The 20,198-nt window shown below is 54.6% G+C and carries 28 protein-coding genes and 1 pseudogene; 13 read left to right on the top strand and 16 right to left on the bottom strand.

Translation table 11 applies throughout. The annotated features are described in order from the left end of the window. Window positions 1–237: 237 nt before the first annotated feature. The 11 genes and pseudogenes from NNN71_RS13660 to NNN71_RS13710 form a co-directional block, all read right to left on the bottom strand. Window positions 238–927, bottom strand: coding sequence for a bacteriophage antitermination protein Q (locus tag NNN71_RS13660; protein WP_271458697.1), 690 nt, complete (start codon window positions 925–927; stop codon window positions 238–240). A 21-nt stretch (window positions 928–948) separates the two neighbouring features. Then, window positions 949–1,965 (bottom strand): DUF968 domain-containing protein, encoded by a 1,017-nt coding sequence (locus tag NNN71_RS13665; protein ID WP_271458698.1) that lies wholly within the window; start codon window positions 1,963–1,965, stop codon window positions 949–951. Next, the gene (locus NNN71_RS13670; RefSeq protein WP_271458699.1) at window positions 1,962–2,648 is read right to left on the bottom strand and encodes a phage antirepressor KilAC domain-containing protein; all 687 of its coding nucleotides are present in this window, start codon (window positions 2,646–2,648) and stop codon (window positions 1,962–1,964) included. Before NNN71_RS13670 ends, NNN71_RS13665 begins: the two co-directional genes overlap by 4 nt. A gap of 13 nt (window positions 2,649–2,661) precedes the next feature. Next, window positions 2,662–3,048, bottom strand: a complete 387-nt coding sequence (locus NNN71_RS13675; RefSeq protein ID WP_271458724.1) for a RusA family crossover junction endodeoxyribonuclease — start codon at window positions 3,046–3,048, stop codon at window positions 2,662–2,664. Window positions 3,049–3,153: 105 nt separating this feature from the next. Then, window positions 3,154–3,288: pseudogene (locus tag NNN71_RS13680) on the bottom strand (SOS-response repressor and protease LexA); the annotation flags it as partial. Beyond that, window positions 3,285–5,219 carry a DNA cytosine methyltransferase gene (locus NNN71_RS13685; protein WP_271458700.1) on the bottom strand — a complete coding sequence of 645 codons (1,935 nt, stop codon included), beginning with the start codon at window positions 5,217–5,219 and terminating at the stop codon, window positions 3,285–3,287. The pseudogene NNN71_RS13680 and the gene NNN71_RS13685, both read right to left, overlap by 4 nt. Beyond that, a complete protein-coding gene (locus NNN71_RS13690) occupies window positions 5,212–6,099 on the bottom strand; it encodes a phage N-6-adenine-methyltransferase (RefSeq protein WP_271458725.1) in 888 nt (295 codons plus the stop codon). The genes NNN71_RS13685 and NNN71_RS13690 overlap by 8 nt, the downstream gene beginning before the upstream one ends. Further along, complete coding sequence (locus tag NNN71_RS13695) at window positions 6,099–6,965, bottom strand: conserved phage C-terminal domain-containing protein (protein WP_271458701.1); 867 nt, start codon at window positions 6,963–6,965, stop codon at window positions 6,099–6,101. The genes NNN71_RS13690 and NNN71_RS13695 overlap by 1 nt, the downstream gene beginning before the upstream one ends. After that, window positions 6,955–7,134 (bottom strand): DUF4222 domain-containing protein, encoded by a 180-nt coding sequence (locus tag NNN71_RS13700; RefSeq protein ID WP_271458702.1) that lies wholly within the window; start codon window positions 7,132–7,134, stop codon window positions 6,955–6,957. Before NNN71_RS13700 ends, NNN71_RS13695 begins: the two co-directional genes overlap by 11 nt. A 172-nt stretch (window positions 7,135–7,306) precedes the next feature. Then, window positions 7,307–7,858 (bottom strand): YmfL family putative regulatory protein, encoded by a 552-nt coding sequence (locus NNN71_RS13705; RefSeq protein ID WP_271458703.1) that lies wholly within the window; start codon window positions 7,856–7,858, stop codon window positions 7,307–7,309. Between the two features lie 28 nt (window positions 7,859–7,886). Next, entirely contained in the window at window positions 7,887–8,084 is a 198-nt protein-coding gene (locus NNN71_RS13710; RefSeq protein WP_271458704.1) for a Cro/CI family transcriptional regulator, read from the bottom strand. Window positions 8,085–8,183: 99 nt separating this feature from the next. Here NNN71_RS13710 and NNN71_RS13715 point away from each other — a divergent pair, with 99 nt between their 5' ends. The 11 genes from NNN71_RS13715 to NNN71_RS13765 all read left to right on the top strand — a co-directional run bounded on the left by NNN71_RS13715 (window position 8,184) and on the right by NNN71_RS13765 (window position 14,724). Beyond that, window positions 8,184–8,840 (top strand): LexA family protein, encoded by a 657-nt coding sequence (locus NNN71_RS13715; RefSeq protein ID WP_271458705.1) that lies wholly within the window; start codon window positions 8,184–8,186, stop codon window positions 8,838–8,840. A 466-nt stretch (window positions 8,841–9,306) separates the two neighbouring features. Next, window positions 9,307–9,678 carry a hypothetical protein gene (locus NNN71_RS13720; RefSeq protein WP_271458706.1) on the top strand — a complete coding sequence of 124 codons (372 nt, stop codon included), beginning with the start codon at window positions 9,307–9,309 and terminating at the stop codon, window positions 9,676–9,678. 57 nt (window positions 9,679–9,735) lie between these two features. Next, window positions 9,736–10,563 (top strand): YfdQ family protein, encoded by an 828-nt coding sequence (locus tag NNN71_RS13725; protein WP_271458707.1) that lies wholly within the window; start codon window positions 9,736–9,738, stop codon window positions 10,561–10,563. 130 nt (window positions 10,564–10,693) lie between these two features. Beyond that, a complete protein-coding gene (locus NNN71_RS13730; protein ID WP_271458708.1) occupies window positions 10,694–11,233 on the top strand; it encodes an HD family hydrolase in 540 nt (179 codons plus the stop codon). Beyond that, entirely contained in the window at window positions 11,221–11,418 is a 198-nt protein-coding gene (locus NNN71_RS13735) for a hypothetical protein (RefSeq protein ID WP_271458709.1), read from the top strand. The genes NNN71_RS13730 and NNN71_RS13735 overlap by 13 nt, the downstream gene beginning before the upstream one ends. Next, the gene (locus NNN71_RS13740) at window positions 11,415–11,588 is read left to right on the top strand and encodes a hypothetical protein (RefSeq protein ID WP_271458710.1); all 174 of its coding nucleotides are present in this window, start codon (window positions 11,415–11,417) and stop codon (window positions 11,586–11,588) included. Before NNN71_RS13735 ends, NNN71_RS13740 begins: the two co-directional genes overlap by 4 nt. Next, entirely contained in the window at window positions 11,585–12,067 is a 483-nt protein-coding gene (locus NNN71_RS13745; RefSeq protein ID WP_271458711.1) for a class I SAM-dependent methyltransferase, read from the top strand. The genes NNN71_RS13740 and NNN71_RS13745 overlap by 4 nt, the downstream gene beginning before the upstream one ends. Further along, complete coding sequence (locus tag NNN71_RS13750; RefSeq protein WP_271458712.1) at window positions 12,064–12,666, top strand: hypothetical protein; 603 nt, start codon at window positions 12,064–12,066, stop codon at window positions 12,664–12,666. The genes NNN71_RS13745 and NNN71_RS13750 overlap by 4 nt, the downstream gene beginning before the upstream one ends. Continuing rightward, window positions 12,667–13,098, top strand: coding sequence for a hypothetical protein (locus NNN71_RS13755; protein WP_271458713.1), 432 nt, complete (start codon window positions 12,667–12,669; stop codon window positions 13,096–13,098). 41 nt (window positions 13,099–13,139) lie between these two features. After that, complete coding sequence (locus NNN71_RS13760; protein ID WP_271458714.1) at window positions 13,140–13,376, top strand: excisionase family protein; 237 nt, start codon at window positions 13,140–13,142, stop codon at window positions 13,374–13,376. Between the two features lie 55 nt (window positions 13,377–13,431). After that, a complete protein-coding gene (locus tag NNN71_RS13765; RefSeq protein WP_271458715.1) occupies window positions 13,432–14,724 on the top strand; it encodes a tyrosine-type recombinase/integrase in 1,293 nt (430 codons plus the stop codon). A gap of 56 nt (window positions 14,725–14,780) precedes the next feature. Here the strand turns inward: NNN71_RS13765 and rimK are convergent, their stop codons facing one another. From rimK to NNN71_RS13780, 3 genes are all read right to left on the bottom strand, one after another. Beyond that, window positions 14,781–15,683 (bottom strand): 30S ribosomal protein S6--L-glutamate ligase, encoded by a 903-nt coding sequence (gene rimK, locus NNN71_RS13770; protein ID WP_163446981.1) that lies wholly within the window; start codon window positions 15,681–15,683, stop codon window positions 14,781–14,783. 132 nt (window positions 15,684–15,815) lie between these two features. Next, window positions 15,816–16,538: an oxygen-insensitive NADPH nitroreductase gene (gene nfsA, locus NNN71_RS13775; RefSeq protein ID WP_167576320.1), complete on the bottom strand. Its 723-nt coding sequence runs from the start codon at window positions 16,536–16,538 to the stop codon at window positions 15,816–15,818. Continuing rightward, on the bottom strand, window positions 16,522–16,800 hold the full coding sequence (locus NNN71_RS13780) for a DUF1418 family protein (RefSeq protein WP_065355635.1): 279 nt from the start codon (window positions 16,798–16,800) through the stop codon (window positions 16,522–16,524). Before NNN71_RS13780 ends, nfsA begins: the two co-directional genes overlap by 17 nt. Before the next feature lie 209 nt (window positions 16,801–17,009). On the opposite strand from NNN71_RS13780, the gene NNN71_RS13785 reads away from it, so the two are divergent. Beyond that, window positions 17,010–17,273, top strand: coding sequence for a GrxA family glutaredoxin (locus NNN71_RS13785; RefSeq protein WP_064548642.1), 264 nt, complete (start codon window positions 17,010–17,012; stop codon window positions 17,271–17,273). Window positions 17,274–17,305: 32 nt separating this feature from the next. On the opposite strand, the gene NNN71_RS13790 is transcribed toward NNN71_RS13785, so the two are convergent. Then, window positions 17,306–17,692, bottom strand: a complete 387-nt coding sequence (locus NNN71_RS13790; protein WP_163446985.1) for an inner membrane protein YbjM — start codon at window positions 17,690–17,692, stop codon at window positions 17,306–17,308. A gap of 274 nt (window positions 17,693–17,966) precedes the next feature. On the opposite strand from NNN71_RS13790, the gene NNN71_RS13795 reads away from it, so the two are divergent. After that, on the top strand, window positions 17,967–19,655 hold the full coding sequence (locus NNN71_RS13795; RefSeq protein WP_163446987.1) for an aspartate:alanine antiporter: 1,689 nt from the start codon (window positions 17,967–17,969) through the stop codon (window positions 19,653–19,655). A gap of 294 nt (window positions 19,656–19,949) precedes the next feature. Here the strand turns inward: NNN71_RS13795 and NNN71_RS13800 are convergent, their stop codons facing one another. After that, window positions 19,950–20,165, bottom strand: coding sequence for an ogr/Delta-like zinc finger family protein (locus NNN71_RS13800; protein WP_271458716.1), 216 nt, complete (start codon window positions 20,163–20,165; stop codon window positions 19,950–19,952). Window positions 20,166–20,198: the final 33 nt, after the last annotated feature.

Raw genomic sequence — 20,198 nt, forward strand, 5'->3', positions numbered from 1 at the left:
GTCCGGCATACCAAAATAATCGTCCGAAAAGGAATGTTAAAAATTTGATGCATTTCACAAATGACGACAAATTCAACTGGGCTCTTCTTTGGCCGTCAAAATGAACAAATAGTTCTAAAAAGAAAACCCGCTCAAGGGCGGGTTTATAAAACTTTGGCAACATAACAAATATGCTTCAAATATGGCTTATTTTGTTGCATTTTGCAAGCGCGATTGAAGGAGATAGTGAAATTTACATCACATTTCTACCACTTTAAGTACTTCTTCACTCTCGTAGAGATCCAGCGCCGCCCCCAGCGCGCGTTCATCCAGATCCATAAAGGCCGCCTTTAGCCCCGCCCAATGGACAGAGTACACACGCAGCCATGTGGAACGATCAACGCTAACCATCCGCGCCAGCGCGGCACCGGCATAGTCTTTATAGGTTTCATTGTTTCTGGCGGCGGCAATTTCCTGTCCTGCCAGCCATACAAGGCCGACCAGCTTCTTAACTACGCGCTCCTGAAGCGAGGTTTCCCCCAGGCATTTTTGATATGACTTCCAGACGTGTTCACACATCATCACCTGGTGTTTATAGCTCAGATCGAAACCGTAGCAGTACCGCAGCCAGGCCTGTTGGTATTCGCTGAGTGCGGAAACAGCCCGGCGCCACGGCGCAGATTCAAACTCAGCATCTTTTATCGGCGGCATTGGCCTGCGGCGGCTGCGCGTTTCCAGCACATACAGTGGCGCGGCCAGCGAATTAACAAAGCGTGTCCCCTTCTCCCCTTCGAGTTCTACGAGATGGACGGCCCGGCGTGGTGAGGCGTTTTTGTCTGCTGGTGGATGATCACTGAAAGCCTCAAGCTGCCCTTTAGTTGCCCCTGAGGGGTGAGGTAACGCGCGGCGAAGTTCGACTCTTACAAAATTCAGGTTCTGTTGATTCATGCGGTTTATCGCTCCATACACTTAAGCTTTCGCAATTACGCCGATCGCCAGCGCCCGATCCAGAAAACGCAGCAGCATCTCTAACTGAGTGCCGTGCTTCTGTTCGAATGCCGATACACCGGCGTGCAATTCGTCGTGACACTCTCTGCACAGAGGGATCACGAAGAGGTCGTGGGCTTTTGTTGCTGTGCCGCCCATACCGTGCCCAACGATATGATGCGGGTCGTCTGCTGGCCGCCGGCAGCCCTCACAAGGCTGTGTCTTAACCCAACGGGTATAGTCTTCATTCACCCAACGGCGACGCTTAGGCCGCAGAAGGAATGATTCAGGTGATTCCGGATCCGCGTGCAATATCAGCACTGGCTTCACCTGCTCAACCGGGAGACGTGCCTTGCTCTGTAAAATGCTGGTGGCGGGCAGCGCCGGTACAATTTCACTTTCCCGCATAACGGATTGGTGTGGCTCCGCTGGCATCCGTAGCGCACGGCGCGCCAGATGCTCCGGGATAATGTCGGCTAAATCCTTCGTTACCATCCACCAGCAAAATTCAGGCAGGCTCAGCACATGTTCCGGTGGCAGGCCAAGGTCACGCCCGGCAGCCAATAAAATCCAGGATACCAGGTTTACCCGGGCAATTCCTGCTATGCGCTCAGTTGTTTGTTCACGCAGTTGGTTATCGCAATGCCAGCACAAACGGAGCGCGCCAGGGCGGTGTCGGAGCGTCGTATAATTCCCATCGTGATAGTCGCTGAGCGGCCACTGGCAGCTGAATTTTCCTTCCAGCCAATTCTCCAGCGCAACCAGGCCGCCAGCCGCACTCAGGACGCGTTCATTATCAAAAACAGACTGCATCTGCGGATCGATAGCCAATGGCTGCAAAGCTGCAGGCAGTTCTCCAGTAGCGAACCGGGCATAAGATTCCGGTTCGGACTCGAGCAGAACCCGCCCACGTTTAAACAGTGGCATTAACTCCGGGCCAGGCCGGAAAAGGACTATCCCCATTTTTGGGGCAATCTCCGGGGTTAATAAAGCTCTCACGCAGCACTCCCCGTAGCGATGTGTTCAGCCCATAGGCCGCCCACCCAGCGGATACCCTTTGGCGTAAACCGTGCCTGGCTGAAGGCGTGATTATTGGTTGCGGAAGTCCCCGTTTTCACCTCAAACCGGCCAGCGGCGATGTGTGGCGCCATAGGTGTCAGCACTCCCCCCAGCCGATAAAGGATATTGTGCTCGATGAGGAATAAGCGGAATTCAGTTTCCTTAGCATTAAGCAGCTTCGCCACCTGCCGGAACGACATGGACCCCTTCGCAGAGCAGTAGCGATCGACAAATTCAACTTTCGGCGCGGCGGCGGCCAGTTGGATTGTCAGTTGTTCTTTTTGCTCAGCTAAATCGGCGGCCAGGCGCAATGCCTCCGGTAATGAACGAGGAACGCTCATACCCTGCCCTTCTTCCAGTTCCTGCCAGCGATCGACAACGGCGGCGGTAAATTCAGGCGACAGCCTGGCGACCACCACCAGCGAGTCACGTTTATTGAACCGGTACTCCTGGTAAATATTGCCGTTATGCTCAAAATCGAACTGCGCCAATGGCGCGGTTAAAATCCCCGCAGCCACAAGGCGCTCAGCAGAACGTTTCACATCACCGTGTTTGCTCTGGACCAGATCCGCAATCTCGCGGCTGGACATCGTGACCACACCATTAACGATTAACTGGTTCATACATTTCTCCATATCAGGCGGCTGCACCCGCCGGTTCGTATTTGCTGATCGTTATTTCTACTCGTCCTTTCGGTACTACTGGCCCCCATTCCACCAGCATGCGCTTCACCTGGCTGTCGTCCTCCCAGACACCTGCATGCGTCAGCGCGTCAAATAGCGCTTTGTTGTAGTTGTCCAGATCACGGCGGCGCACGTCCGGTGGGTACAGGGTGATTTCGACGGCAGCCAGCTCTGCTGACGGTTTAGGGAGGCGGCGAAGCTGCTCGATGATTGCCGCACACGCCGCGCTCTGGTATTTGCGACCGTCGGCGCTAACCATATGGCGACCAGCCAGCGGCCCCTTGTTAGGGGCGCGCCAGTAGGTGTTAACGCTTGGAGGGAATGGCAGTACAAGCTTCATGCCCTGCCCGGCATTGTTCTCTGGCTTTGCTTGAGTAATGGAGATCCCGCGGGAAACACCGCGAGTGATAGAGATAGCCCCCTTTTTCTCCAGCGCGCGGAGGTGATCCGCCGCAGCGTTGGGAGAGCTGCATCCCAGCAGCCCCGCCAGTTCGAAGTTAGTAGGTGGGAAACCATGCTCGCGCTGGTATGCCACCAGAAGATCCAGAACGTGCTGCTGGCGTGTGGTTAAAGTCATCATGCGGCGATTTCCTCTTTGCTCACGCAGAGCTCTGGTAAGTTTGCGCGCACCAGCGCCTCGGCGAACGGCGGCGGCACGGCGTTCCCGCAGCGGGCTACCTGTTTGTCTTTGGCGTAGCGGTGCCCGCGGTAGTCCTGATCGATAACGTAGCCATCAGGGAAGCCCTGGGCTTTATACAGCTCATGCGGTTGCAGCATGCGCATACCGATATCAACGATTTGGTATTTCACCCCTTCGATGGTCACCAGCCATTCATCTGCACTTTCCCCACAATACGTTTCCAGGAAAGTCCGGACTTCCCCGACGTGCTGGCCTCCAGCGGTGATGGTCGGCATCGGTTCGTCGAGGCGCTGCCCATCGCGGCAAGTCCCGCGCAATTTCACAAGGTGGGAAGCAACAACAGCATGGTGATCGACAGTAGTAACCGAGTGTGCTGGCTCGTCTAACCCGACGCCCGGCCCGGAGTAATTCCCGCCGTAGTGCTTCGCAAGGAATGCGCTCACCGTCGCGAATTTATTGCCGCCGGCGGTAACGGTGCCCAGCGGATTGTCCAGTTGCAGCACGCGCGGTTGCTGCCCGGGTCGTTCGCCATATCCCATCTGAATCAGCGTCGGCGTCACCAGTTGCGATTTGCCGCCACCGCCTGCCGTGATAGTCGCGCTGGGCTCGTCGGCCCGGTGACCGACACTGGCACCAAACTGACGCGCTATAACCGGCGCAACGAGGCAAGCTCGGGACTCTTTCAGGATGGTATGCGCAGGTTTATCCACCGGGCGCGGCTTCGCCTGGTACTCACTGCCTCCGTTTCCAGCCAGGAACGGGGTCAGCGCCGCCTCAACCACCCCGAGAGCATGCCCATTCCCGCCAGGCCGCGATGACGTGCCAGCGGTAACCGTCGGTACCGGTTCAGTAACAGGCTGGCCGGTTGCGCCGGTACGGAACTTCGTCAGATGTGGGACGGCGACAGCATAACCGTGAGTTTTAGTGATGGTCTGGAGCGGTTCTTCCAGAGCCTGCCCACGGAAACAGTCGTAACTCGTTTTGGTGCTGGTGTGGTTGCACTTCACGATGAACGGCGATGCACTTTCGATAACAAAGCGCTGGATACCGCGCGCGATCCGCTTCAGCGTATTCTCTGCCAGTGGCTTTTTGCGGTCGAAGATAGACAGCGCCGGGATATTCCAGTCGATACACTCCGCAGCGGTGCGCCATGGCGCCAGCTTTCCGCTCTGCACTTCCAGTGATTTTGGATCTCCATGGGTAGCTGCAGGCCACTCAATAGCATGCCCATCACAGCGCATCACCATGAAGAAACGCTTTCTGATTGTCGGCGCACCGTAGTCACATGCGCGCAGCTCTCGGAAATCGACGGTATAACCGAGCCCTTCCACCAGCAGTTGGGCCTGCGTGCTGCCTGGCTCAATAGCGAGAAATTCGCAGACCTCAGCCAGTGCAGGATGATCCGCCGCGATGCCTGTGGAAAGCATGCCAACAAAGGCCGCGAAGGTTTCCCCGGTACGAGCTGGATCAGGACGCATTTCATCCTCCAGCAGCGGCCCCCACGTTTTAAACTCTTCAACGTTCTCCAGCATCATCACTCTCGGTCGCTTAGCCAGCGCCCAGCGCAGGACAATCCACGCCAGCCCACGAATTTCCTTCTTCACAGGCTTTGCGCCTTTGGCCTTCGAGAAGTGTCGGCAGTCTGGGCTAAACCATGCCAGGCCGACAGGATTACCGCCGGTAGCGGCTACAGGATCCACATCAAACACCGATTCGCAGTAATGCAGCGTGTCCGGGTGGTTCGTCTTGTGCATTGCAATGGCGTTCTCGTCGTGATTGATGGCGATGTCCACGCTGCGCCCGATCGCCAGCTCAATACCAGTTGAAGCACCGCCACCACCAGCAAAGTTATCAACGATAATCTCACGCACAGGCCACCCCCATGCTTACAGCCAGGCCGCTCGCGACGGCGATAATTTCTGGCGTAGGCATACGCTCCAGCCAGAGCTGGTTGATGTGGGCCTTAAGCTTATTTTGCTGCTGTGGCGCCAGGGCGTCAGAGCCTTCAACCTGGTCAAATACCAGACCAACTTCCAGCGGCCAGACGCGCGATTCAACTTCCGGCAGTGATAGCGGCGCGGGAGCAGGCGTTTCATTTTGTTGCGCTGCTGGTGGTTGCGCTTTACCGGCGGCAAACGTGGCCAGCGACATAAATGCCTGCCCTTTCTCTTCCAGCGCCGCGCGGCTGATGTAGCTAAAACGTTCTCCACGCCATGATTTATCGAATACAGCGATGGCAGCACTGAACCCCGCTGAAGACTCAGATGGCTGGCCTTCCTCCTGGCGGTACCACACGGGCAAATCAAAACTGATGCGCCCACGAATAAAGGCGACATGATCAGCGTCTTCGGGCCACCACACTTCACCCGTTGCCGCTTTAATCAAAAAGACATAGCGTCCGCCCTGCTCTCTCATTGCCAGTGTGTGCGCAATGATGTGACGCATGCCGGTGATAGCTTGCTTTTCGTGGTACTGCGAGCGGCTGTATGGCGGGTTACCGTACCCGGCGCCGCCGAGCTCCAGCAGACGAACGGACCAGTCCTGCGTTAATGCGTTATCTTCCGCGGTGTACCATGCTGGGCACTTCGCGTTATCGTCATCAGCAAACAGATCGAGAACTAACGGGCCAAACATTGCATTAATGCCCCAAAACAGCAGATCCGGGGTACGCCACTGATCGCCAACTTCCTTCAACTTGTGCGCGCGTTTGCTGCGCATTTCCGCCAGCGCCTGGCTGTAAGCATTCGTCATCATGAACGGAACCCCGTGTTCTCTGGCAGTGAATAGTCAACTTTCTGGAAGCTCGCGCGGTTAGCCGGGCTGGTGGCCCATTTGCCGTTCACGCGTTCTGGTCGCCCAGCAGCGGACCAGTTCGTCGCGCTCTGGAGATACCCTGGGAAGTTTTTCGGGATGAACAAAGTTGCCGGGCGGAGATACTGCGCTTGATCAGTCTCGCGCCAGTCGGCAGTTTTGTAGTCCACCACCAGGCACAGATCCTCAACCGAGAATTTTTCCCGCAGCCGAGCGCGGATGTTTTCCAGTGATGAGCTGCAAACCTGGTAGCGTGAACCGGTTGTCTGGTTCAGATGAGCCAGAACAATCTTGGCCTGATCAGTAATTACAACTTCCGGGTCGGGTTGCTCAGCAACCTGACAAGGGGTTTTAGTAGTTACTTGTGGATCTGTAGTTGATTTTACTGACGGATCCCCGCCAGATTCTGACGGGTCAAAACCACCGTTTTTGCCGGATTTCGACGGGTCAGATTTTGAGGCGTCAAATTTTGATGCGTCAGATTTTGACGTGTCAGAATCTGACAGTTGAGAAAAGGCAGCCGCTTGAAGTTTCGCCACATTCAGGCGGTACACGTTCGAAGCATTGCGGTTGCCATTACGGCGCTGGGTACGGGTAAGCCAGCCCTCTTTTTCAAGCTTCGCGATTGCCGTTCTGATGGTGCTAGGCCCGGCACCAAGCTGGCGAGCGATGGTCTCAATCGACGGCCAGCACACGCCCTCGTCGCTGCTGAAGTCTGCCAAGCGCGCCATAATTGCCACACTCGACAGCTTCATGCCCGACGCCGCGCATCCATCCCATACGTAGCCGGTTAATTTAGTGCTCATGATCGTCCCTTATTTCTCTGAACTTTTGGCGAAACAGTTCGAGTGGGCTGAAGCACTCGTGCGGGTAGCCATCGCGCAAGTAGATAACGCGTTGTGTTTCTGGCTCCCAGCGGATAACTCGGACTGGTATGCCGCGGTGGTCCCTGAACCGCCGGTTAAGTTCGCGCATAAGCGTTTTGCCCTCCGGTAGTACACCCCCACAATTGAGACCGCCCGACTGTGGTTACACGGCACCCAGCGGTTTGATACTCTGCGTTCATACCGAAACAACGGAGTGCCCGGCACCGGGATCATCCTGAGTTGCGGTAAACGGTTAAAAGCCGTTAAACTGGTCATGCGGATTATTTCTCCATACACGAAGAGTTGTTCGCCAAGGCGCCCGGAGCTGCACACTCGCGGGCGTCACTCTTTTCAGCGACACAGAAAACTCGATAAAGCAGAGTGATGTGCTCCTGAAACTTAGCGATCACCTGATAGCTGTTCTCCTCAATCTGGGCGCGTTCTTCTGCGTCAATGACCCCATCGGCAGTGGCTTTACGCACAAAGTTAGAATGGCGGCCGATCCACTCGATGGACTCCATCAGGCGCTGGTTAATGTCGGCGTTATCCACTTCATCAACATCAGCCAGCGGTACGAATACGCCCTGTGAGTGACGTGCAACGGCGTCAGCGATATGATTTGAGCCACCAGCACGCTGCAGCACCATCGCCCATCCCAGCGGGAAGATCTGGTCCCCTTCTGTACGCAGGCGGTTAAACAATGCGTTTTCAGTCGTACCCAGCCATTCCGCCGCCTCAACATATCCACCAGGAAGGTCGGTAATCGTTTTTTTAATTGCGGCCACCAGCCATGCAGGCTGACGTTCGACTTTCCAAATAGGTTCGTTACCCACGGTTAACCCCTTGTTTCTGTGGTTTCTTTCACGCGGCTGAATGGCTACGCTTTTCATAGAGTGATTGGTCAACCTTCAAATCTCCTTTCGTCAGTGCCTGAATCTCGAATGCGCGCCCTTTCGGGATAACCTCATCCCAGCCCGACACTGATGCATGAGAGATATTCAGCGCCTTAGCGGTTTTCCCCACACCGCCGAAGTAAGAAATAACATCATTTTTTTTCATTTTGTCCTCTGGAGTTAGGTAATGCAGTGTGTTTATAGTAGGATATCTTACATTACGCGGTCAAGCATTCCTACATCGAAAGGTGGTAGGATTGCCTACATGAAAATGAATGATCGAATCCGAAGCAGACGCAAAGAGCTGAAGATGACGCAATCTGTCCTGGCGAAGCTTGTCGGGGTAAACCGCGTCACCATCACCGGCTGGGAATCCGGTGACTACAAACCTGGTGGTGAGAACCTTCAGGCACTTGCTGCTGCTCTGGAAAAGACGCCGCAGTGGCTGCTTGACGGGAAAGATGATGGAAGCTTACAACCTCCAACCATGAACCCGGAGCAAAGATTCGGTATCAGATCAGTTCCTGTTCTGACTTGGGTACAGGCTGGTGAATGGACAGCAAATAGCGGCGCTATTACTGAAAGCGATATTCAAGACTGGGTTTATACTTCTGCCGCGGTATCAGAGAGCGCATTCGCGCTCATAGTACGCGGGGACTCAATGACCAATCCGAATGGTGCGCCAAGTATTCCTGAGGGCTCCATCGTTGTCGTTGAACCTGACTTTGGAGACGCTAGTCAGGCTAACGGAAAAATTGTCATTGCCCAGTTAATGGGTAGCGACGAAGCTACCATTAAAAAGTTCGTCATTGATGGGCCGTTAAAATATCTTGTACCTCTCAACCCCAATTACAGAATGCTTGAGGTTAACGGCAACTGTAGATTGGTCGGGTTAGTAAGACAGGTAATAATGGATTTATAAGAAAACCGGGCCACCCGGTTTTTTTTCGCCCCTCAATGTAAGTTATCCAACATTTTCACTTGACCTTTCTTTGTAAGTTATCCTACATTAATCACACCAGCAGCATGCTACATCCACGGTAGCGGCTCTGTTACAGATATATGCCTTATATCAACGTTCTGGCGGCCCGTGTTTTCCCTTATGTCCGCGGTCACCGCCAGTTTTTTTAAGGCACACAACATGAAAGCGCACTCCTTTCTGCCAGTTATGGGTGACAGGTGTGAAAACAGCGGAGTGCGCTTCCAGTTGTGGTAATGCGGCTATGCGCACGTGACGAGGCTCCCAATCATTCACTTTAAAAATGAATGCGATTCTTGAGGTGTTACGTCGCCGGGAATGGCCGACCCGGCAGGTGGAGGCACCACCGCCACAACTTTGTGTATGGAGAAAACTTACTGACGGTGGCAGCCGTCACAATGAGGTGACCATGAGTAATGATCGCATGACCGTAGTGCCCGAATTCCTGGGCGAACTGGATGCCGGCGTGTTCATGAACAAAATCGCAGCGGCGCTCAACAACACCGCCCTCGGAGTTCTGAACAACGGCAACAAAGGCAAGGTCACACTGACCTTTGACTTTGAACGTATGGGTAATTCCGTCGAAGAGAAGCGCGTAAAAATTAAGCACAAGCTTCAGTATGTCACGCCGACACCGCGCGGCAAGGCCACCGAAGAGGACACCACCGAAACACCGATGTGGGTCAACAAAGGCGGCAAACTCACCATCCTGCAGGAAGATCAGGGCAACCTGTTCACCCTTGCTGGTGACCCTGACGCAAAGCTGCGCGCGGCGAAGTAAGCCGCGATTGACCGACCATCGATTTAGTTTTTCTACATCTACTTTTAAGGAATTGTTATGACCCAGCTTAATAGCGGCGCGATCCAGGACGTTCAGAAACTTACCCTTTCAGCTTTCTCTCTGGATAAGGTGCGCGAGACCGCATGCCCGGCCGCCGTCCTGCCTGATAACGCCAGTATTGAAAGCCTGGAGCGCTTTGGCCTGGAGCGTTTCCGCTTCCGTGGCGTGATGGAAACCACCAGTATTGACGACTTCGCCCGCTACTCTACCGGCTACGCCAGCGCCGAAACACCGGCACGCTGCTTCATTGATGCCGATAACATGCGCGCCCGTTCGATCTTCAACATCGGCACGCTGGCTAACCCAGGGCATGCGGACAACATCGCGCAGATCGGTCTGAAAAAGACAGCACCTTTCCGCGCACTGCTGGCTGTTAATGGTGAGCGACTGAGCCAGAAGCTGATCGCCGAATGGCTGGAAGACTGGAAAGATTTCCTGCTGGCATTCGACGCCGACGGCAACACCATGCAGATCACGCAGGCCGCACAAGCCGTTCGCCGCGTAACCATCCAGCAGGCCACTCAGTCCGATCACGAAGATGGTGATTTCGCCGGTAAAAAATCGCTGATGCAGAGCATTGAGGCCAGCAGCAAAGACGTTATGCCGGTGGCATTCGAATTTAAGTGCGTACCGTATGAAGGGTTGGGTGAACGCGCATTCAGCCTTCGCAATAGCCTGCTCAAAAGTGGGGAGCCGTGTTTCGTCCTGCGTATCGTGCAGCTGGAAGCCCAAGAAGAAGCTATCGCCAACGAATTCCGCGATCTGCTGATCAGCAAATTCGACGGTGAGCCGGTAGAAACCTTTATTGGTAAATTCAGCGTGTAATTGCCCTGCCTTAATAACCCCCGGCGGCGGGGGTTATTAGTGAAGCGTAATTCCGTTAATTATCGCCACCCGGCGAGGAATTCGTGCAACCAAAATCTGCGCGGTGCAGCGCGCCAATATGGAGAAAACAATGAGCTACATTCAGACATTATCCGGTAAAAAATTTAACTACCAGAATGCCACTATCGACGATATCGATATTGAAGATATCGCGACCGCCCTTTCCCACATTTGCCGGTTTGCCGGGCACCTGCCAGAGTTCTACAGCGTGGCCCAGCACTCTGTACTGGTAAGCCAGATTGTCCCGCCAGAATTCGCCTTCGAAGCGCTGATGCATGATGCCGCAGAGGCATATTGCCAGGATATTCCGGCGCCTCTGAAAGCACTGCTGCCAGATTACCGCCGTATCGAGACGCATGTTGATGGCCTGATCCGCTTCAAATACGGCATCCAACTCGAACAGGCTTCCGTTGTGAAATATGCGGATCTAGTTTTGCTGGCAACTGAGCGCCGCGATCTGGAAATCGACGACGGATCGAAATGGGACATTCTGGAAGGTATCCCCTGCTCTGACCTTATTCAGATCATACCACTACGCCCTGGTCAGGCTTATGGCCTCTTTATGAACCGCTTCAATGAGCTGATGGAGAACAGCAAATGCGCCGCCTGAAAGTAAAAGAGCTCGTGGCTGAGGCGCATGCATCAGTTGCAGGACTGCCACCAGCACAAGGCCAGGTTATGCGTGAAGTAGCCTGCCGCCTTGATACAACATTCGTGGCACTGACTGAGGCTATGGATCAACTGGTGACTGCCAGGGCTGAAATAGAGCAACTACGGCAGGGAGCAGCACAATGACCAAGCCACGTTATCTCAAAGCAGGCACTACGAACTGCCCTAAGTGCAAAGGCTCGCTGGAGTGGGAACAGCACTACGGATTCATGAAGGTCTATAACGTCGATGGCAAAGAGCTTTATCAGGGCCGCTGCATGCAGTGTAAGACGTACTGGGGAGTGAAAACGAAATGAGCGAAGCCTCGATTCTGGATGTGTGCTGCGGTTCCCGCATGTTCTGGTTCAACAAGCACGACACCCGCGCTGTGTTTGCCGACATTCGAGTTGAAGAGCACAAGCTGTGCGACGGCCGCCGTCTGGTTATCAGTCCTGACCTCGTTGCTGACTTCCGTGCGCTGCCGTTCGCCGATGCATCATTCCCGGTTGTTGTGTTTGACCCTCCACACCTGGAACGTGTAGGCCAGACCGCGTGGATGGGCAAAAAGTACGGGCGGCTGAACAAAAAAACATGGCGTGCTGACATTCGCGCCGGGTTCAAAGAGGCATTTCGCGTATTGCGGCCACACGGTGTGCTCATTTTCAAATGGAACGAAACGCAGATCCCTGTCAGCCAGATTCTCGCGCTCACTGACGAGAAACCAGCGATTGGCCAGCGTACCGGAAAAAACGACAAAACCCACTGGATCATCTTTGTGAAGGAGTCAGCCCAATGAACGATATCACCGCACTGATGGCGACCGTTAAAGCGGCAGCAGAGAAAGCGACGCCGGGCCGTATTGGCGATCGGATTGATGGTAGCGGGAGCATTAAGTATGAATGCCGAGGTGATGACGGCTCCCTGGTCCTGCGCACCGACCACAAAAACATGGAATACGGTTTCGTTGGGGATAATGGTACTGCTGATGAGCAGTTCTTCCGTGTGTGCGTGCCAGATAACATCCTGGCGCTGGTAGAGGCGCTGGAAAAGGCGAAGAAACTGGCTACTCAGCAGGGGAATATCGCCTGTGCACTATTCGATGAAGTTACCGCGCAACGCCTGCGCATCGCCGAGCTGGAAGGAGCGGAGCAAAAACTCTGCGCCGCTAACGTGACGCTTGATGCTCGCGCGGAATTAGCTGAGCGCAGACTGGCAGCGCTGACAGCACCGCAACCGCCAGATGTAGGCGAACACTTCCAGCGCGGATACGACGAGGGGCATTCACGCGGCCTGGCGTGCGGAAAGCTGTATAAGGCCGACGACCAAATGAGGCAGCACCGCGCTGAGTGTGTGAAGGCGTACCGGGCTGAAATCACTGGTGGGGAGATTGATTAAATGACCAATAACCAGTTAACAGACGAAAAAATCAAACGCCGCATTAACGAGATTGAAGACCGCCGTTCAGCCAGCCGTGATTTTTGGGGTGGAGATTACGAATACCCGGAGAATATTGAGTTGATGGCGCTGCGAGAGCTTCAGGAACGCCGGAAAGCAGCGGAGCCGGTTGGCGGCGATGAACTCGATCACCTCATATGGGGCCTTGAGCGCTACGGGCTTTATCCGCGCCAGCTGGCGGCCCTGAAAGAGTTACGGGAGCGCCGGAAAGATGCAACAGAACCCGTTGCTGACGTAGTGCCGTGGTCATCACCTAACGAAGAGAGAACCTGTGATATCCGCTGGCGTCGATTTGATGTTGCTCCGGGGCCACTATTCAGAGCGTCGCCGGATCCAGAAGTTTTGGACACCACAACCACCAGCAAACGCTAAATATTCCACCGGGTGCAGCCGGTTTATTTGGAGAAATAATTATGACCAATGTTATCCAACTCGCCCCGAATGAGTGGGTTTGCGAAAGCGTTCTTATCGCTGTCACCGGGCTCAAACCTGGAACCATCCTCCGGGCCAGAAAAGAATGCTGGATGGTTGGCCGGGAGTATATACACGTCTCACCAGACGGCACCCCAAAACCGTCTAGCGAGTGCATGTACAACAGAAAAGCAGTTGATTCATGGGTCGCGTCACTGAGAAACAAGCAACCGGGATGATTTAGAGCCATGAAAAAGGTAAGCTCATATCGCTCTTGGGCGTCTGGAGGAATCAATGGATAAAGTTACTTATCCAACAGGCGTCGAAAACCACGGTGGCACTTTGCGCATCTGGTTTAGCTACAAAGGTAAGCGTGTCAGGGAAAGCCTCGGTGTCCCTGACACGATTAAGAATAGAAAGATCGCAGGCGAGTTGCGCACGGCAGTTTGCTTCTCGATCAAGATGGGGAATTTTGATTACGCGGAGAGGTTTCCAGATTCGCCGAACCTGCGCACATTCGGGATCGCCCCACAGGATGTAACGGTCGCGGACCTGACGGAGAAATGGCTTTCTCTGAAGGAAATGGAGATCGCCAGCAGCACCCTTGGCCGCTATGAGTCCGTACTTAAACAAATGGTAGCGCGACTTGGAGGCCATCGTCTGGTAGCGGATATCACGCAGGAAGATGTACTGGTTGCCCGTAAGGACTTGATGACCGGCTATCACTCCCCTGCTGATGGGAAAAAGACCATAGCAAAAGGGCGTCGAGTATCTACGGTGAATTACTATATGGTCATAATGTCCGGAGTATTTAAGTTCGCCGTGGATAATGGCTATATCGAGAAAAATCCGTTCAGCTCCGTTCCGCTGCTTAAACGGTCTCGGCAGCCGCCAGACCCACTGACGAAGGATGAGTTTATCCGGTTAATCGATGCATGCTTTCAGCGGCAACATAAAAACCTCTGGGCGCTGGCCGTGTATACCGGAATGCGACACGGGGAACTTTGTGGGCTGGCCTGGGAAGATATCGACCTGAAGAAAGGGACGCTGATGGTGAGGCGAAACAGGACAAAACTGAATGAGTTCACCCTGCCAAAAACTTTGGCGAGTACAGACAGGGTGATCCACCTTATTCAACCGGCGATAGATGCACTGAAAGACCAGGCAGAACTGACACGCTTGGGCAAGCAGCACCAGATTAAAGTTATGACCAGAGAGTATGGTCATAGCATTACGCAGCCCTGCACCTTTGTCTTTAACCCAAAACTTAACGACAAAACCCACAGGGCCGGTGACTGCTTCTCGGTAAATTCTATCAGCAACGTATGGGATGCAGCAATGCGGCGCGCAGGGATAAGGCATCGCAAGGCGTACCAGTCGCGCCACACATATGCATGTTGGTCGTTGTCAGTAGGAGCAAACCCGAGCTTCATCGCGGCCCAAATGGGCCACGCTGATGCGCAAATGGTGTTTCAGGTATATGGAGCATGGATGCCGGACAACAATGCTCTTCAGGTCGAGATACTGAATAAGCAGCTGTCTGATTATGCCCCACACATGCCCCATACGGCAGTAATGACAGGGTAATCCGTTACAGTTCAGCGGGTTACCCGTTAAATCCGTCACATACCATGAAAGCCGCACTAACCACCGATTTTCAGGCAAAATCCAGGATGTGCCTGCTGCTCGATCCACGCGATCATTTTTCCGGCAATATCGATACCGGTCGTGGTTTCCACCCCTTCCAGCCCCGGCGAGGCGTTCACTTCCATCACCAGCGGTCCGCGCGCTGCGCGCAGGATATCCACACCGGCTACATCAAGGCCCAGGGTTTGAGCCGCCTTAATCGCAATCTCGCGCTCGGCGTGAGTAATGTCGGCCACCGTGGCGACACCGCCGCGATGCAGGTTGGAGCGAAAATCGCCCTCCTTCGCCCGTCGCTCAATTGCCGCCACCACCTGATTGCCCACCACCAGGCAGCGAATATCGCGCCCTTTGGCCTCTTTGATGTATTCCTGCACCAGGATATGCGCGTTCAGCCCGCGAAAGGCGTCAATCACGCTCTCCGCCGCCTGTCGCGTTTCGGCCAGCACCACGCCGATTCCCTGCGTCCCTTCCACCAGCTTGACCACCAGCGGCGCGCCGCCGACCATGTCGATAAGATCGCTGGTATCGTCCGGCGAATGGGCAATACCGGTCACCGGAAGATCGATGCCCTGGCGCGCCAGCAGCTGGAGCGAACGCAGCTTGTCACGGGCGCGGGTAATCGCTACCGATTCGTTGAGCGGGTAGCTGCCCAACATTTCAAACTGACGCAGCGCCGCCATGCCGTAGTAAGTGATAGCCGAGCCGATACGCGGGATCACCGCGTCATAATGCGGCAGCTGGCGCCCTTTATAATGAATAGACGATGCCGACGGATTGATATTCATGTAGCACGAAAGCGGGTCGAGGATCTCGACGATGTGGCCACGGCGAAGGGCGGCCTCGCGCAGACGTTTGCACGAGTAGAGCGTTCCATCCCGGGATAAAATGGCGATTTTCACCCTTTACCTCTCCAAAAAGACCGTAAAAAAAGCCGACGTAGCATACCGCTTTCCCCTGGCCGAATGTATGCGCCCTGACAAAGATTCAGCCCGATAGCGTTGCGCTTATCGGGCCTTCGGGTGACGCATGCTTTAGCGTGTCGCCCAGCCCTGCTTGTGGAGATAGTCAAGAATAAACGGTCGACTTTCTTTCACCAACGTACGGCGAATATGGTCGCTCCAGGTATCACGGCGCGCGTTGGTGCTGCGCGACAGATAATACTGCGCCAGCTGTTCGTCGTACTGCGCCAGCACTTCGCGATCCATCGGTTGGTAATGGTTTTCATGCACCAACAGCGTGGCAGGTAGACGCGGCTTGAGATCCGGATGGCTTGCCGGCCAGCCCAGGCACAGACCAAACAGCGGCAGCACGTGCTTTGGCAGCGCCAGCAGCTCGGTCACGGTTTCGATGTTATTACGCAACCCGCCGATATACACGCCCCCCAGTCCCAGCGACTCCGCCGCGGTCAGCGCATTTTGCGCCATCAGCGCGGTATCCACTACGCCCAACAGCAGTTGTTCCGCCAGGCCCAGCTGCGCATCAGGGAAAATCTGTAGATGACGGTTAAAATCGGCGCAGAATACCCAGAATTCTGCCGCCTGCGCCACGTGCTGCTGCCCGCCGGTCAGGCCGACCAGCTGCTCGCGCATCGCCTTATCGGTAATGCGAATAATCGATGTACACTGCAAAAAGCTCGAGCTGGACGTTGCCTGGGCGCTGGCGATAATCGCCTGACGCTGATCGTCGCGAATCGGTTCGTCGGTGAATTGACGAATGGAGCGATGGTTAAGCAATACCTCAATGGTCGGTGTCATCTTTGTTTTCCTTTTTTCGCGACTGGCCAGGATTCATCAGTTGCGGCGCTACGGCGCGGGCAATACCGAGGAACAGCACGCCAGCGGCAGGCAGCATCAGCGCAATTCCCACGAAGATCATCACCACCGCCGCCAGCGGGCTGGCGAACGGCGCAGGCAGCGTGACGTACTGATTCAGCGACAGCCATGCCACCGCCAGCACAATCATGCCGATGGTCTCCAGAATTAAAACGCTTTTCGGTAGTGCTCCCAGCGAACGCATGCCTCTCCTCCTGTGAACCTGTCGCGTATTTTGATAGCCAATTCAGCTCGAGTATAACGGTAAGCGGGGAAAAATAATTAGCCAAACATAGCCTTGATGAATCAGAACAACAGGCAGAACCTTCTTTCCCCCGCGCGTCCGGCGCGGCATGATAAGCGCCATTCGCCGACAGGCACATTGATTATTCCGCTCGTTTGAGGAGAGACACTATGTTTACCGTAATTTTTGGTCGTCCGGGCTGCCCTTATTGCGTTCGTGCAAAAGAGCTGGCGGAGAAACTGACTCAGGAGCGCGACGATTTTAACTACCGTTACGTGGATATTCACGCAGAAGGCATCAGCAAAGCCGATCTGGAAAAAACGGTGGGTAAACCGGTTGAAACCGTGCCGCAGATTTTTGTCGATCAGAAACACATCGGCGGCTGCACCGATTTTGAAGCGTGGGCGAAAGAGAACCTGGGCCTGTTTGCCTGATTCGCTTAACGAGACGTGACACGACGCCCGCCCTACAGCGGGCGTTTGTTTTCCCGGCGTTTGTCGTGCAGCAACGAACTGACGAACAGATAGCACAGCGCGCCGAGCGCACACCAGAAGATAGCGCTGAACAACCACGCCAGCTCCTGCCAGAAAGAACCGTGATTCTCGAGAAACAGTCGCGTCAGCAGCAGGCACAGCGGTGCGGCAAGAATCGCCCCCACCAGCGGCAACATCACCCGACGACGCGGAGAGATAAAGCTGGACACGGCGCCTGGAATAATAAAAAACAGCAGGCCGAGTTCAGGATTTCCGGATGCGCGAAATGCGCCCTTGACGTGCAGGACGAGTGAAAAAAAGACCACTATAAAAAGTAAAAAGCAGCATATTATACCGACCCAACCGCGTTCAGTTTTCACACGCATCTCCTGAAAAATTCTCTATCAAACCCCATTCATCACCCTTACGGGCGCCCAGTCAGATAAAGTTTTTGGCTTTCCCTGCCAAAACACTTCGGTGCTAAAAGCGATTGTTGCTAGCCGTAGCTTTCAGGAACGATTAAACTACTGACCGCTATTTTCTGGTTATTTTTTGGGTACAGGATAGCATTAAGCCAACCATTGCCCTTGGTCAACAGTAGACCAAATAACCCTTTCTTTCAACACGTTACTGGTAAACGATAAGTTAGATTCCGTGAATATAAACGTCGCAGATTTGTTAAACGGGAATTACATCCTGTTATTATTCGTGGTATTAGCGCTGGGGCTTTGTCTTGGCAAATTACGTCTGGGCTCCATCCAACTTGGTAATTCCATTGGCGTTTTAGTCGTCTCCCTCTTATTAGGGCAGCAGCACTTTAGTATTAACACCGACGCGCTGAATTTGGGCTTTATGCTGTTTATTTTCTGCGTTGGTGTTGAAGCCGGACCCAACTTTTTTTCTATTTTCTTCCGCGACGGTAAAAATTATCTCATGCTGGGGTTAGTGATGGTCGGCAGCGCGCTGCTGATTGCGCTGGGCCTCGGTAAACTCTTCGGCTGGGATATCGGTCTGACCGCCGGTTTGCTTGCCGGCTCCATGACGTCTACGCCGGTTCTGGTGGGGGCGGGGGATACTCTGCGCCACTCCGGCATGGAGAGCGCTCTGCTGGCGCAGGCGCAAGATCATCTGAGTCTTGGTTATGCCCTGACCTACCTGATTGGTCTGGTGAGCCTGATCGTCGCCGCCCGCTATATGCCGAAGTTCCAGCATCAGGATCTGCAAACCAGCGCCCAGCAGATCGCCCGCGAGCGCGGTCTTGACACCGACACCAATCGTAAAGTCTATCTGCCGGTGATCCGCGCCTACCGCGTGGGGCCAGAGCTGGTTGCATGGGCCGACGGCAAAAATCTGCGTGAACTGGGCATCTATCGCCAGACCGGCTGCTATATCGAACGTATCCGCCGCAACGGCATTCTGGCGAACCCGGACGGCGACGCCGTCCTGCAAATGGGTGATGAGATTTCGCTGGTTGGCTACCCGGATGCCCATGCGCGTCTGGACCCGAGCTTCCGTAACGGTAAAGAGGTGTTCGACCGCGATCTGCTGGACATGCGCATCGTTACCGAAGAGATCGTGGTGAAAAATCACAATGTTGTGGGTCGCCGTCTGGCGCAGCTAAAGCTGACCGACCACGGCTGCTTCCTCAACCGCGTCATCCGTAGCCAGATTGAAATGCCGATCGACGATAACATCGTCCTCAACAAAGGTGATGTGCTACAGGTGAGCGGCGACGCGCGCCGCGTGAAAACCGTCGCCGATCGTATCGGCTTCGTCTCCATCCACAGCCAGGTGACCGACCTGCTGGCCTTCTGCGCCTTCTTTATCATCGGCCTGATGATTGGCATGATCACCTTCCAGTTCAGCAACTTTAGTTTCGGCGTCGGCAACGCTGCCGGATTGCTGTTTGCGGGCATCATGCTTGGCTTCCTGCGTGCTAACCACCCCACCTTCGGCTATATCCCGCAGGGCGCGCTGAACATGGTGAAAGAGTTTGGTCTGATGGTGTTTATGGCGGGCGTCGGCTTAAGCGCTGGCGGCGGCATTGGCAACAGCCTCGGCGTGGTTGGCGGCCAGATGCTGGTTGCGGGACTGTTTGTCAGCCTGGTTCCGGTGGTTATCTGCTTCCTGTTCGGTGCTTACGTCCTGCGCATGAACCGCGCGCTGCTGTTCGGCGCCATTATGGGAGCGCGTACCTGTGCGCCAGCAATGGAAATCATCAGCGACACCGCGCGTAGCAATATTCCGGCGCTGGGTTATGCGGGCACATATGCGATCGCAAACGTGCTGTTAACCCTCGCCGGTACGCTCATTATCATCATCTGGCCAGGACTAGGCGGCTAGCCCTGACAGGGGGAAAACAAAGAAAAGAAAATTTTTTTGCGCAACGCAGAACTTTTCCTCAGGGTGCGAGTCTTAATTAGTGCCACTGCTTTTCTTTGATGTCCCCATTTTGTGGAGCCCATCAACCCCGCCATCTTTGGTTCAAGGTTGATGGGTTTTTTGTTGCCTGAATTTCATATCCTTCAATATCAGCCACTTATACACCAACTATTCCTTTGATGGCGGCAAAATGGCGACAGAGTTTTCCCCATGGCGGCAACAGGCATAAAAAAACCCGCCAGCGGCGGGTCAGACTCAGTAAGCAAATTGTTCCTGCATACCTTTGGGATGAGGCGGTGCTTCGCTGATTTTTTGCGGACGGCACACTGACCGCACAAAAGTCTCATGCGTCACGAAGGTATGACCGCATTCGATGTTCGTGCACTGGTTGTAGCGTTCTTTGGTTTCATTGGAAACCTGGAAACTGCTTCGGGTATGTGCCGCCTGTCCGCACATAGGACAATTCATCATAATAATCAGCCCTCATTATTAACCAGTTCGCAA

This window comes from Kluyvera sp. Awk 3 (assembly GCF_028069715.1).
Classification (GTDB): Bacteria; Pseudomonadota; Gammaproteobacteria; order Enterobacterales; family Enterobacteriaceae; genus Kluyvera; species Kluyvera georgiana_A.